10 protein-coding genes are annotated in these 13,862 nt (G+C 47.9%); 7 read left to right on the top strand and 3 right to left on the bottom strand.

Annotation, left to right across the window (positions count from 1 at the left end; translation table 11 throughout):
* Positions 1 to 357 precede the first annotated feature (357 nt).
* The 5 genes from purF to JWH17_RS17605 all read left to right on the top strand — a co-directional run bounded on the left by purF (position 358) and on the right by JWH17_RS17605 (position 6,631).
* Positions 358 to 1,794 carry an amidophosphoribosyltransferase gene (purF, locus tag JWH17_RS17620; protein ID WP_205223976.1) on the top strand — a complete coding sequence of 479 codons (1,437 nt, stop codon included), beginning with the start codon at positions 358 to 360 and terminating at the stop codon, positions 1,792 to 1,794.
* Positions 1,795 to 1,893: 99 nt separating this feature from the next.
* Positions 1,894 to 2,094: a ferredoxin gene (locus JWH17_RS17615; protein ID WP_205223975.1), complete on the top strand. Its 201-nt coding sequence runs from the start codon at positions 1,894 to 1,896 to the stop codon at positions 2,092 to 2,094.
* Between the two features lie 144 nt (positions 2,095 to 2,238).
* A complete protein-coding gene (locus JWH17_RS23900) occupies positions 2,239 to 3,318 on the top strand; it encodes a hypothetical protein (protein WP_232371164.1) in 1,080 nt (359 codons plus the stop codon).
* Positions 3,315 to 5,948: a cytochrome ubiquinol oxidase subunit I gene (locus JWH17_RS17610; RefSeq protein ID WP_332468439.1), complete on the top strand. Its 2,634-nt coding sequence runs from the start codon at positions 3,315 to 3,317 to the stop codon at positions 5,946 to 5,948. The genes JWH17_RS23900 and JWH17_RS17610 overlap by 4 nt, the downstream gene beginning before the upstream one ends.
* Positions 5,949 to 6,022: 74 nt before the next feature.
* Positions 6,023 to 6,631: an NnrU family protein gene (locus JWH17_RS17605; protein WP_205223973.1), complete on the top strand. Its 609-nt coding sequence runs from the start codon at positions 6,023 to 6,025 to the stop codon at positions 6,629 to 6,631.
* Between the two features lie 46 nt (positions 6,632 to 6,677).
* On the opposite strand, the gene JWH17_RS17600 is transcribed toward JWH17_RS17605, so the two are convergent.
* Both JWH17_RS17600 and pta read right to left on the bottom strand, forming a co-directional pair.
* Entirely contained in the window at positions 6,678 to 7,886 is a 1,209-nt protein-coding gene (locus JWH17_RS17600; protein ID WP_205223972.1) for an acetate kinase, read from the bottom strand.
* A gap of 68 nt (positions 7,887 to 7,954) precedes the next feature.
* The gene (gene pta / locus JWH17_RS17595) at positions 7,955 to 10,072 is read right to left on the bottom strand and encodes a phosphate acetyltransferase (RefSeq protein WP_205223971.1); all 2,118 of its coding nucleotides are present in this window, start codon (positions 10,070 to 10,072) and stop codon (positions 7,955 to 7,957) included.
* 899 nt (positions 10,073 to 10,971) lie between these two features.
* Between pta and JWH17_RS17590 the strand changes: the two genes are divergently transcribed.
* A complete protein-coding gene (locus tag JWH17_RS17590) occupies positions 10,972 to 11,370 on the top strand; it encodes a hypothetical protein (RefSeq protein ID WP_205223970.1) in 399 nt (132 codons plus the stop codon).
* 12 nt (positions 11,371 to 11,382) lie between these two features.
* Here JWH17_RS17590 and JWH17_RS17585 read toward each other — a convergent pair whose 3' ends face one another.
* Positions 11,383 to 12,564 carry an AI-2E family transporter gene (locus JWH17_RS17585; RefSeq protein WP_332468438.1) on the bottom strand — a complete coding sequence of 394 codons (1,182 nt, stop codon included), beginning with the start codon at positions 12,562 to 12,564 and terminating at the stop codon, positions 11,383 to 11,385.
* A 175-nt stretch (positions 12,565 to 12,739) separates the two neighbouring features.
* Here JWH17_RS17585 and JWH17_RS17580 point away from each other — a divergent pair, with 175 nt between their 5' ends.
* Positions 12,740 to 13,825 (top strand): branched-chain amino acid aminotransferase, encoded by a 1,086-nt coding sequence (locus JWH17_RS17580; protein WP_205223968.1) that lies wholly within the window; start codon positions 12,740 to 12,742, stop codon positions 13,823 to 13,825.
* Positions 13,826 to 13,862: the final 37 nt, after the last annotated feature.

The raw sequence follows: 13,862 nt of genomic DNA, 5'->3' as shown, positions 1-13,862 counted from the left end.
TGGATGCAACAAAAGAGTTGGATCAATTAGCAATTTTTCAAAATAGCCGTTAGGTACAAAAATGCATAGTCCAAAAAAAGCTAAATAGCATCGTAAAATTGGAACGAATGGTAAAACAGTCTATCTTTCAACAAAAAACATGGTTCATATCGATAAAATCGAACGTTTTATTACCTGATCAGCATTATTTGAACAAAAATACTCTATATTACCTTGAAAAAAAATCTGTAATCTGTTTGTAAATAGTGCTTTGAGGCAGATGTTCATTCATGCACTGCTATTGAGGCACAAGGAATTGTTCTTTGTGCCTTTCAATTTTGCTCCACCTGCCTCCCTGCACCAGTAGATCCTCACGTCATGAGTAAAATAGAAACACAACTTTCCGAAGGCCAAAATCCAGATAAACCACGTCACGAATGCGGCATCTGCGGTATATACGGCCATGAAGACGCAGCCAAGCTTGCCTATTTCGGCCTTTACGCTCTGCAACACCGCGGCCAGGAAAGCGCCGGCATTGTTGCCTCTAATGGCGAGCAGGTAACAATTCATAAAAACATGGGCCTTGTGCCCGAGGTTTTCAGCGAACAAAACCTGCAAAAACTTTCCGGCCATATGGCTGTCGGCCATGTTCGCTATTCCACGACCGGGGAATCAAACGTCATCAACACTCAACCATTTTTGGTCCACCATAAAGGGCTCCCTTTAAGCGTAGCCCATAACGGCAACCTCACCAACTCCATCTCGCTCCGCAAAACACTGGAACAACAGGGCTCTATTTTCCAGACATCCATGGACAGTGAGATCGTTGTCCACCTGATGGCCAGATATCTTGACCAAGGACTCAACGAGGCTATCAAGCACACCTTTACCGACATCCAGGGAGCTTACTCGCTGCTGCTGATGACCCAAGACACCATGATCGCCGTTCGCGACCCCCGTGGGTTCAGACCGCTTTGCCTGGGTAAACTCGGAAACGGCGCATGGGTAGTAGCCTCAGAGACCTGTGCTCTTGATCTTATAGAAGCTGAATATATCCGCGAGATAGAGCCTGGCGAGGTCCTTATCATCAACAAAGAAGGTATAGACTCTCTCTTTCCCTGGGAACAGTGTCAGCCTAGCTTCTGCATCTTTGAACATGTTTATTTTGCGCGGCCGGACAGTGATGTCTTTGGATTCAATGTTTACCGAGCCCGTAAACGGATGGGCGAAATCCTGGCTCGAGAAACAAATATCGATGCAGACTTTGTTATGCCGTTTCCCGACTCAGGCAACTACGCTGCCATCGGCTACTCAAACGCCTCTGGAATTCCCATGGAAATGGGAATGATCAGAAACCACTATGTCGGCAGAACATTTATCCAGCCGACTCAATCCATGCGCGACTTTTCAGTGCGGGTCAAACTCAACCCTGTCCGCTGCCTTCTCAGAGGTAGAAGGGTCATTATTGTCGAGGACTCTATCATCAGAGGGACTACCGGTCGCAGCCGCGTCCAAAGTCTGAGACAGGCCGGGGCAAAAGAGGTCCACATGGTCGTCAGCTGTCCACCAACCCGCCATGGTTGTTACTATGGGATAGACTTTCCCTCCAACCACCAACTCGTTGCTGCCGACAACACTATAGAAGGCATTCGGGATTATCTTGGCCTGGACTCCCTCTCCTACCTCAGTGTGGATGGACTGGTTGAAGCCACCGGCTTGAGCAAAGACCACTTCTGCCTGGCTTGCTTCACTGGTAACTACCCGATCCTGCCTGACAAAAACTTCACCAAAGATGCATTATCAGGACACCAGTAAAACAGTTGATTGTCCGAGGCAACATAACGTATTATACTGAGGACATGCTGTTCATCTGTTCGCCATACGGAAGGAAACAACCTGGGAAGTGGTGACGCTATGCATGAAATCATTATCGACACTTATCTATGCAATGCCTGCAAGACCTGCATTGAAATGTGCCCTGATGTATTCGAACTCAATGAATTAACAGGCAAAGCAGCGTTAATTCATTCGGACCAGAAAGTAACTGATGCCATACGTGAGGCAGCTGCCTACTGTCCGGAAAAATGTATTGAAATACAGGAGTCGATTCCATAGCTACTGTTCTTCTGTAAATGGTCTTTAGGCCCGACAACGGCGTTAAAGCAAATTGGAAAATGAGAGGCTCTGCTACTCATCCTTGCTGTAGCATTCCAGCCTCTTCTTGTCCTATGTATGTCTGGATTCACAAAAGGAGGCCCCATGGATCCCACGACCCTTATTCCCACCCCGGATGCCATACCTGTACACTGGGGCTGGTTCCATATCCTGCTCCTCGTCACCTTTACTCTGCATATCCTGCTCATGAATATCATGTTGGGTACGGTCTTTATTGCAGCAGCAAACCACTTCACCCGTGATGGAGCCGGCTCCCCGCCAACCAAGGCGGTTGCCGAAAAACTTCCCTTTACCATAGCCTTTGCCGTTAATTTCGGCGTTGCCCCCCTGCTGTTTGTCCAGGTTCTGTATGGGCACCTTATCTATACCAGCTCCATCCTGATGGGAACCTTCTGGCTCTCCATAATCGGCATACTCATAGCTGCTTACTATCTTGCTTATATCTATAAGTACAAATACCTCCAGTTGGAAAAGGGCAGAGCCCTGCTCACCGGATCGATCTGCATCATGCTGCTTTTCATCGCTTTTTTGTTTAGCAACAATTTGACGCTCATGCTTCATCCCGAATCTTGGCCGCGTTATTTTGACAGCCCCGGCGGGTTACTCCTTAATCTGGCCGATCCAACCATATGGCCAAGGTACCTGCATTTTATAATCTCGGCGATTGCAGTTGGCGGTATGAGTATCGCGCTCTTTTTTACCTATAAAAAACATACCGGCGATCCGGAGGCGGCACCATGGATTAAATATGGGTGTAAATGGTTTGCGTATGCGACTTTTATAAACTTTGGAATCGGTGCATGGTTCCTCGGCTCACTGCCCCGGGGACTTGTTTCGATGCACACCGCTGCAGGCGTCTTTTTTGTGATCTTTCTTATCTGCGGTATCATCGCCGCTGTGTTTGCAGCACTGCTTGCACTCAAAGAAAGGGTTATGCCGGCTCTCTACAGCTTGCTCACAGCCATCGTCTTGATGATACTGGCTCGGGACATGCTCCGAACCCTTTATCTCCAACCGTGGTTTTCCCGGTCCGAGCTAACAGTGCAGGCATCCTACTCTCCTCTGCTGGTTTTTCTCCTCTTTTTTATCGGCGGAATGGCTCTTATCGGCTGGATGCTGAAAATTACCTTTCAAAATACCGACAACCAGGAGGTGCAGTCGTGAACTACCCTGTCTGGCAACTTGATTTTTTCGGTGGCGGGTTCCTGATAGCAGCCATAGCTGTCTTCCATGTATATATCTCCCACTTTGCCGTGGGAGGCGGCCTGTTCCTTGTCCTTACAGAGATGAAGGCGTACAGGGATGAAGACAACGCCATCCTTGAATACGTCCGCAAACATGCTCAATTTTTCCTGCTGGTAACGATGGTTGCCGGCGGTATTACCGGAGTCGGTATCTGGTTTACCATTGCCCTGCTCAATCCGGCCGCAACATCAGTGCTGATCCATACCTTTGTTTTTGGCTGGGCAGCAGAATGGGTCTTCTTTGTCATCGAAATAGTTGCCCTGTTTATTTACTATTACAGCTTCGGCAAAATGCAGCGGAAGTATCACCTTATCATTGGCTGGATTTATTTTGGTGCAGCATGGATGTCGCTTTTTATCATTAACGGCATCATTGACTTTATGCTCACTCCGGGCAGCTGGATCGAAAATCAGAATTTCTGGTCAGGTTTTTTCAACCCCACATTCTGGCCGGCACTGGCATTCAGGACCTTTTTTGCGCTGCTCATCGCCGGGCTGTTCGGCTTTGTCACTGCAACCTGGATAAAAAAGGAAACACTCCGTGTTTCCATGACCCGTTTTGCCGCCTTATGGCTGCTTATTCCTTTTGTCTTGTTCATCTTTTCCGCCTATTGGTACAAGGCAGCCTTGCCTGCAGATATCCAGGAAATGCTGTTTGAACGAATGCCCGCCATGACCCCCTATATCAGCGGGTTTATCTGGATATCTCCTCTCCTGGTACTGGGTGGCCTCCTGCTTGCCATCCGTATGCCGAGGGCAGTGACCAGGCCTATCGCCTTGACGATGCTCATCATTGGTCTGCTGTATATGGGATGTTTTGAATTCATGCGTGAAGGCGGTCGCAAGCCCTATATTATTTACGACCATATGTACTCCAATTCGATTTTCACCAATGACATGGAGCAAATCAACCAGCAGGGCCTCCTTGCCAATGCCAAATGGATTAAGAACAAATCCATTACCGATGATAATCGACTGGAAACAGGACGAGAGCTCTACAACGTTCTCTGTCTCTCCTGCCATGCCGTAGGCGGCCCAATGCATGGTATTGAAAAATTGACTGCCGGATTTACTCCTTCCGGCCTAGACGCGATGATCAGCGGTATGGACATTTTTCATCCATACATGCCACCCTATGCAGGCACAGATGAAGAACGATACGCTCTGGCTTATTATATAGCTTATGGACTGAACGGGAGACTGGACCCGGAAACGACCGTTCCGGTCAGCAAAAAAAGAATAGCTGTGCCGACGTTTAACAATGACGAATCTACCCATGTGCTGCTTGCATGGAATACATTGGGCATGCATACCATCAGTGACACCTATGAACACTGGTCCCTGCAGGCACCCGGCAACAATGTTTATGCCCAACTGATCCTGCGTGGCGAGACCCCGGAAGTCGTTACCGATGAGGTGGTGCTCAACTATCGCGTGGAGTCAGCCTTTTCAACGCCTGCAGATCATGTACATTTCTGGGACAGCTCCGCCATCCTTTTCGGCAACAAGCTTGAACCCAACACAGGCCTGAGCGGTTCCAAAATGCAGGGTACCATGACCCAGGAAGACGGTTTCTTCCTGGCCGACCAGATTCCGGTTGTTCCCTATACCAAAGATGGCTACGATCCTTACCCCATTGTTACCATAGAAGCGAAATCTGCCGACGGCACCCTGCTGGCCACCACCAAGGTCGCTGCACCGGTGTCAACCGAGATGGGATGTTATCAATGCCACGGAGGCCAATGGCGGGTTGAGAATAAAGCCGGCTTTACCCAGACGACTGCCCGCAATATTCTTGCCGTACACGATAGGATGAGCGGCACCCAGTTGCTGGCGCAGGCCGAAGCGGGTAAACCACAACGGTGCCAAAGCTGTCACAGTGGCCAGGCAACCGAAACAGATGGAAGCTCCGCACCCCTTAACCTTTCTGCTTCCATGCACGGCTTTCACTCAGCTTTTCTCAAGGGTCAGGGTGCAGAGTCTTGCAGCCTTTGCCACCCTTCATCTCCGACCGGAGCGACCCAGTCTCTGCGGGGCATACATAATGAAATAGGCCTTGATTGTACCAGTTGTCACGGATCTATTGAAGAACATGCCATGAGCCTCCTCAAAGGCGAAGCAGACAAGGGCCAACCCAAGGCCTCTGCGCTTGCGCAGTACTTGCAGCCCTACGTGGTAACACCGCCCGACGAGATTACAGCTCGCCAACCGTGGGTAAACCAACCGGACTGCCTCAACTGCCACCTGGAATTTGAAGCACCGGAAAGTGATTCAACCTTTAATCAGTGGACAGCATCAGCAGAAGAGCTGTACAGCAACAGGACCGATGAAAGCGGCTCACTGTTTTGTGCGGCCTGTCACTCCAGCCCCCATGGAATATACCCTGCAGCCAACGGATATGGTGAGCAGGTGCATACTATCCAACCATTACAGTACCAAGGCAATACCTTGCCCATTGGTTCAAATTTCAACTGTGCAGTCTGTCACACGGTGGAGATGGAAGACGAGATGCACCATCCCAATATGTTACGCGAATTTCGTAACCAATAAACGCTTCTCCGGTGGTGCAGAACATTGCACCACCGAAACAACCTCTACACACGCGCACCAGGGACGGCAAGGGCATGCTTATCACAATTCTCCTCTGGGCCTTCTGGTGCCTGCTGCATAGCCTGCTCATCCATCCAACGGTGCAAAACAAGCTGTATACATGGAGTAGCAAACTTTCGCCAGGAACCTACCGGCTGTGCTACATCCTGTTTTCCCTCATAACCCTGGCACCGGTCGTTGGTTACACCCTTGCCCAAGAACAAACCGTACTCTTTGCCTTTTCCGGAGCCTGGAGAATCTTGCAAATACTCCTGCTCTGCTATGCAGCACTGATGTTTTCTTTGGGAAGTCAGGCCTATGACATGCCTTTTTTCCTTGGGTTACGACAATGGAAAGATTTTCGTGACGGGAGAGCGCAGAGGGCAATTGAATTTCACCACAGCGGCATTTTACGATATGTTCGCCACCCCTGGTACAGTGGGCGGGATTGCATTAGTATGGGTAACAAGTACGCTGACAACGGTATCCCTGCCGGTAAGGATGCTCCTTACCGGCTATTTCATAATTGGGACCATACTGGAAGAGAGGCGATTAAAAAAGGAATTGGGACAGCCCTATATTGCATATTGCAAGCAAGTACCCATGCTGCTGCCCTGGAAGCTGTTCAGAATTTTCTAACTTGAGCTCCCCGCGAATCTTGTGTTACTGCGTAGGAAAAAATTCGATTAATTAGCCCTGTACGACCTGCAACGTTTCTCTGGCAATGGCCAATTCCTCATTGGTAGGAATCACAAAAACAGGAATAGTACTCTCTTTGCTGCTGATACAGGTCGGCTGCTTAACACGCTGGGCATTGGCTTCCAGATCCAACTGAATCCCGAAGACCTCCATTCCCTGCAGTGACAATTCACGTACCTTAGGATCATTTTCACCAATACCGGCGGTAAAAACAATGGCATCTACCCTGCCAAGCACTGCCATATACGCACCTATATATTTTTTGTTCCGATAGGTCTGCACATCCAGGGCTATTTTTGCCTGCTTATTGCCCTCTGCAATGGCATCATGGATGTCACGCATGTCATTCATACCGCACAACCCTTTGAGGCCTGACTCTTTGTTGAGTACAGCATCAATTTCCTCTATATCCATCCCTTTGTTCCGGTGAAGAAAGGTATGAATGGCAGGATCGACATCACCTGACCTGGTTCCCATGACCAACCCTTCCAGAGGAGTCATTCCAAGAGAAGTATCTACACTCTGTCCATTTTCAATGGCTGTCATCGAACAACCGTTGCCAAGGTGGACTGTTATCAGATTACATTCAGCCAACGGTTTACGCAGTAACTTGGCTGTCTCTGCGGCAATAAATTTATGGGACGTACCATGGAATCCGTAGCGGCGAATGCGGTCTTCTGCATAGTATGCATAGGGCAGAGCATACATATAGGCACGCTCCGGCATGGTTTGATGAAAAGCTGTATCAAAAACAGCGACCTGCTTAACATCAGCAAAAATATCCATAGCAACCGTAATACCATCCAGATTGGCCGGATTATGAAGTGGTGCAAGTGGGATATTGGCTGTAATTGCCTCCAGCACTTCAGGAGTAATAACCGTGGGCTCATGAAAATCTTCCCCCCCATGTACCACGCGGTGCCCAACAGCGCCAATTTCAGAGGCATCTTCAATAACGCCGACCTCACTATCGGTTAACAGGGAAATTGCGGCAAGCATACCTTGCTTATGGTCTGCAATACGCTGCTCGCGGGTCACCTTATTTTCCTGGTCTGTATCCGGATGAAACTTGGTCACCAGATTGCCCACCGGCTCCCCAATCCGCTCAACAAGCCCGGAAGCCAGCACGCTTTCTGATTCCATATCAAGCACTTGGTACTTGATCGAAGAACTTCCTGAATTAATTACAAGTATTTTCATTTCTACTCCAACAAATAAATATCGTGATAACCGACGAACATGCAAAAAGCCCGTCCGGTTTCAGAACATTAAGATTTTGCTGCCTCCTGAGCCTGAATAGCAGTAAGAGCAACAGTATCAACAATATCATGGGCCGAACAACCACGCGACAGATCATTAACTGGTTTGTTCAACCCTTGGAGAACAGGCCCCATGGCAACCGCATTGGCTGCACGCTGCACAGCTTTATAGGTATTGTTTCCGGTATTAAGATCTGGAAAAATAAAAACCGTGGCCCTTCCGGCAACAACAGAATCCGGCGATTTTAGCTTGGCGACTCCAAGGTCAAAAGCAGCATCATACTGCAACGGCCCTTCTAACGGATAATCGAGTCCACGCTCTTTCATGAGTTGCTTGGCAATGGCAGTAGCCTCGACAACCTTCTCAACATCCTGCCCGCTTCCAGAGCCACCGGTTGAATAACTCAAAAGCGCCACCCGTGGTTCAATATTAAAAATCTTGGCGGTTTCCGCAGAGGAAATGGCAATTTCCGCCAGTTCACGCGCATTGGGATTCGGTACGACGGCACAGTCTCCAAATGCTAGGACCTTGCTTTGAAAACACATAATAAAAATCGAGGAAACCACTGAAACGCCGGGCTTGGTCTTAACAAACTCAAAGGCAGGCCTGATGGTTTGCGCCGTTGTTGTGATCGACCCCGACACCATGCCGTCGGCCAGCCCCTTATGTACCATCATGGTTCCAAAATAGGTGGGATCAGACATGCGGTCGCGCGCCACATCAAGGACGATTCCCTTGTGTTTGCGGGCGTCAAAATAAGTTTCAACAAATTCATCGAAATATTCTGATCCAACCGGGTCAATAATTCTTGCCCCCTCAATATTGATTCCCAGGCTGGCGGCCTTAATGCTCAATTCATTTTCACGCCCCAGCAGGGTCAAATCTGCAATACCTCGCCGAAGTATAATATCAGCCGCTTGAAGTACACGCTCGCCATGCCCTTCAGGCAGTACAATATGCTGCCGCGGATTCGACGCCTTCTCTACAAGCGAATACTCAAACATACGTGGCGTAATACGAGTAGAGGTCCGGGAAACAACCCGCTCGCCCAGTTCCCGAATATCTACATGCTTGTTAAACCAGCCCATGGCTGTTGCGATTCGCTTATCATCGCTTGCCTCTATCCGCCCATACAACTCATTTACACTTTGCACCGTATCGTAGGTATGCGCTTCAACAAACAAGACCGGAACGGGAATCCCCGTCCATCCTTCTATTAATTTCTGTACACTGGGCCGCAGATCAATACCACCGGTGATGACAATGCCGGCAATGTTCGGATAAGCGCTGGATATTCGGGAAGCTAAACTGGCGATGATGATATCGGAACGGTCGCCGGGCGTAATGACCAAGCTCCCCGGCTTCAGGTAATCAAGGAAATTACCGATCTGCATTGCCGCCACCAGGTAATTGTCGACCAACGTCAGCAAACTGGATTCACCGTAGAGTACCTCGGCCCCCAACCACCGTTTCACATCCTCAACAGACGGGTTGCCAAGCGCTTTATGTTCAGGAATAACATAGAGGGGAATAGAGCGGTTAAACTGGGCCATACATTTGATATTGCCGGCAGTTTCTTCAAGAAACCCTTCTGGAGCACGATTAATGATGCACCCTGCCAGTTCAACACCTTTCTCTTCAAGCGTGTCGATTGTAATGGCTGTATAGGCACATATATCGTCGGTACTTTTATTTCTTCCAGAGGCAACGGCAAGTACGGAGGCACCTAGATTGACAGCAATATCTGCATTCAGGTCAAACTCAAAGTTGGCGTCCTTACCTCGAAAATCAGTCCCTTCGCAGAGGACAAAATCGTATTTTTTCTCCAGTTCTTTATATTTCATGAGAATTTTCTCAAACAGAATATCCTCCTGACCTGACGTAATCAACTGTCTGGCCTGGGTTATAGTGAAGGCATAGCTGTCTTCATAGGGAATATCCAGTTTGAAATATTTCAGAATCAAATCCAGGTCATGGTCATTGCGCCCAAACCCTTGATCATTGATGATAGGTCTGAAGAAAGCAACACGACCGACCTGTTTAAGAATGATCTGCATGACGCCAAGTACGATGGCTGATTTGCCGCTTCTCTCTTCAGCAGCTGTGATGTATAGATTATTCGACATTTGTAGCCTCTTGGTAACGTGTCTTACGTAAGTACCTTCGATTTCTAAGCGATGCTCCCGGTTCCCTTATCAACACGGTGATAATGTATCCGGTTGCACACAATTCCTTTTTCTTTTACAAAGGTCAGTCCAACGACCATCATTTTCACCACTCTTTCGGCAATGAATATAGACAGCGACGGTTTTCCACGCTTACCTGAAGTCTTCGCTTACCCGGAGTCTTCGCTTACCCGGAGTCTTCGCTTACCCGGAGTCTTCGCTTACCTATTCATGACCAAAAAATTTGAACCTAGCGCCGTCTGAACGGATGAACAATACAAGCAAGGGCCAAATATTCCCTTTCATTGTATGCATTAACTGGTGCGGGTCCAAATAAAATTAAACAAAAACCAATGTTATTGGTAGTACCAATAACCGAAAAACATGTCCAGTACAACCACAAAACAACAATATAAGCAACCTATAGTTGCACATCGTCAAAAAAATTCTCTTCCAGAGAGCAATGCAGACTCCACCCAGGAATTACTCCAAAGCGATCTTAGCGGACTCTATTTCACAAAAAAGGGCACTATACCGGCACCCAACTCTTCACCACCTGCCTGCCCAACATACTTATGTATCGAAGTCGGGGCTTATCTGTTAATCGGCATGCGTGTGAACATTTGGGGCACTGCTGAACAGCTACGGTACGGGGTAGATTGACAATTTTCAGGTATTCGCAGAGTGGTTACAAAAAGACTTACCGGAAGTTTACTGTCCTCCGCCGACATTTTGTTTTACATTGCAAGTAAGACAGAAGAAGGATTACAACCCAAATTTCTCATGACCTTTTTGGTCTTTAAACTCAATTAATTAATATTATTGCTTAAAGGTAACCTTTCATACACAGAGCAGATGATATGAAAAATATAGAAATACGAAGATCGGATAACGGAACAGTCGAGATACGAGCAGCCCAAGAAATCGATCACGATCAGGCTGATGCTCTTTTCCGTACCGGAAAAGCAGAACTGGCGGACCCTTCCTGCCAGTGTCTTGTTATTGATTTACGATCAACTCGACTGCTTGAGAACTATTCACTGTATAAAATTTATAAGCTTATCCAGATCCTTCAGGAAAATGTTGACCAACACGAAATAAAACCACTCACAACCGTCCTCTATACCGGCGAAACAAAAAAACGACAATTTCTGGAAGAAACAGTCAACCTGGAAGGTATCAGGCTGAGGTTTTCAGAAGGACCGACCAACAAACAACTCCGGCAGAAACAGCCGTGCTCATCATTTCACGTCCAATAGGCAAAGATGCGATCAGGTCGAATGGTCCTTCATGGAGCTATTCCCCTCGTTGCAAGTCGCAACAGAGTGCTCCTCACTTATAGGGCCTGCAGCTGGCGGGACACTCGCGCCTTCATGTCTGCCCTGAGTTGTTGGGGTCCCATTATCCAGCACCACGCTATATTCGTTTAAATACATATCAGAAAGAGTCAGAAAAGCGGTCACAATCAGCGGCCCATAAATAATTCCAAGTACACCAAACAGACTCATCCCGCCGATGATCGCCAAAAAGACAAGCAAGGTATGCATTTTCACCTGACTGCCGACAAATTTCGGTTTTACCACATATTCTACAGAAAAAGACAACACCACATAAAACAAGAGAGTAATCAGGGCTTTGGCCGTTAACCCATTGAGCAGTAAAATGACGGCTGTCGGCACCAGCACAAGCCCGATGCCGAAAATAGGCAAAAAGGCAACCACTGCCATCACCGCCCCCCACAGGACAGGTGATTTTAACCCAAGCAGAGAAAAGAAAATTCCTCCCAGAGTACCCTGAAACAGTCCGCTTAATCCATTCCCCACCAGAATGACTCCTGCTATCTCCATAAATTTGTGCATCAACAATCGGTTCTGATCATCAGGCAGCGGTGAGAGTTTGGTCAGGAAAGCAATCAGCTTATCCATTTCAATCAACAGGAAAAAGACAACCAGAATCAAAATGCAAAACTGCCAGGCAAAACTCATCACATTGGCAGCCCATGCAGACGCCTTATTGTAAATAAACATGCCCACGGTTTTACTGATATTAGAGACAAGCTCCGTAATGTCAGGCGGTTCGAAGTTGACACCATAGCCGACAAGGATCTCTTGAACCTGCTGCACCCATGTATTATTTTGGATGACTTGCGGCAGTTTGAGCAGTACATTACTGTCCTTGCCGAGGTGATACAGGTTCAACGCTTCCGAGGAAAGTGCACCAACGCAGAATGTGAGCGGAATAAAAACGATCAGCGTTATAAGCCCACATGTCATGCAGGAGGCCATCCATGATGACACCCACCTGCTGAGCCAAGTATAGATTGGCCGAAAGATACCGGCCAACAAAAATGCAAGGATTAAAAACTGACCAAACGGCCAGAGAACCCAGCCGAGCATAAGGGTAGACAGCAGAAAAATTACAGTAAAAAATTTGGCTTGAACAGGAGTTAGCACTCTGTGCTCCTGCCCGATATCGGGGGCACCAGGCTTTTCTACAACAACATTTTTTTTATTCGATTTCTTACGTACCATAAGGGAAGACAATAAAGCATGGCTCAAATTAATGCTAGGTTATCTCATCGTACACTCTACGAAACCGGATACGAATGGCAATTTAGAAGAGGACACAATGATAAACAATGATATTGAAATAGCGGTACAAAAAGTACCCGAAGATCAATTAAAAACCAAACCGGATCAAAACAACCTGGGGTTTGGCAATTTCTTTACCGACCATATGTTTTCCATGCATTGGAACAGACAACAGGGTTGGCACGAAGCAAAGATACACCCTTTCCAGCAACTCCAACTGGATCCGGCGGCCATGGTTCTGCATTACGGCCAGGCCATCTTTGAAGGACTCAAGGCATACCGCACCAAAGATAACCGAATCTTACTCTTCCGGCCCCAGGATAATTTTGCACGAATGAACAAGTCCGCCATAAGGATGTGCATGCCACGCTTCCCTGCCGAAAGAGTACTCCAAGCGCTCCGTGCTCTTATCTATCTTGACAAAGAATGGGTCCCTCACGCAAAGGGAGCAACCCTCTATATTCGCCCCACCATGATTGCAACCGAGCCAATGCTTGGCCTGCGCGCGGCTGAAGAATACCAATTTTTCATCATTAACTGCCCAGTTGGTGCTTATTATTCAGAAGGCTTTAATCCCACCAAAATCTACATCGAAGACGAATATATCCGGGCAGTACCGGGAGGTGTGGGTGATGCCAAAACAGCCGGAAACTATGCGGCCAGCCTCAAAGCGCAAATAGGAGCACAAAAGAAAGGGTACACTCAGGTTCTGTGGCTTGATGCCAAACAACGAAAATACATTGAAGAAGTCGGCACTTCCAATATTTTTTTCGTGATTGACAATGTGCTCATCACTCCACCACTCAAAGGTTCGATTCTTCCTGGAATAACGCGCGATTCAGTGCTTCAGCTGGCTGAAGACTGGGGAATGCAAGTGGAGGAAAGACGGATTTCCATCGACGAAATCGTCAAAGCCTGTGAAGATGGATCGCTTCAGGAAAGTTTCGGTACCGGGACAGCAGCCGTTATTGCTCCAGTGGGAGAATTTTGTTATCGAGAAAAAGAGTTTACAATTAACGGTGGCAACACCGGTCCTGTGGCACAAAAGCTGTACAACGAGTTGCAAGCCATCCAGTTTGGTGAGCAGGAAGACAACCACGGATGGGTAGTCCCGGTAAGCTAAAAAAAAACAAGACCAACCACACGCCACCTGCCTTTAT

The organism is Desulfogranum marinum, from assembly GCF_016918565.1.
Lineage (GTDB): Bacteria > Desulfobacterota > Desulfobulbia > Desulfobulbales > Desulfobulbaceae > Desulfogranum > Desulfogranum marinum.
Note: the sequence above shows the minus strand (reverse complement) of the source record. Positions and strands in the feature narration are given on the sequence as shown.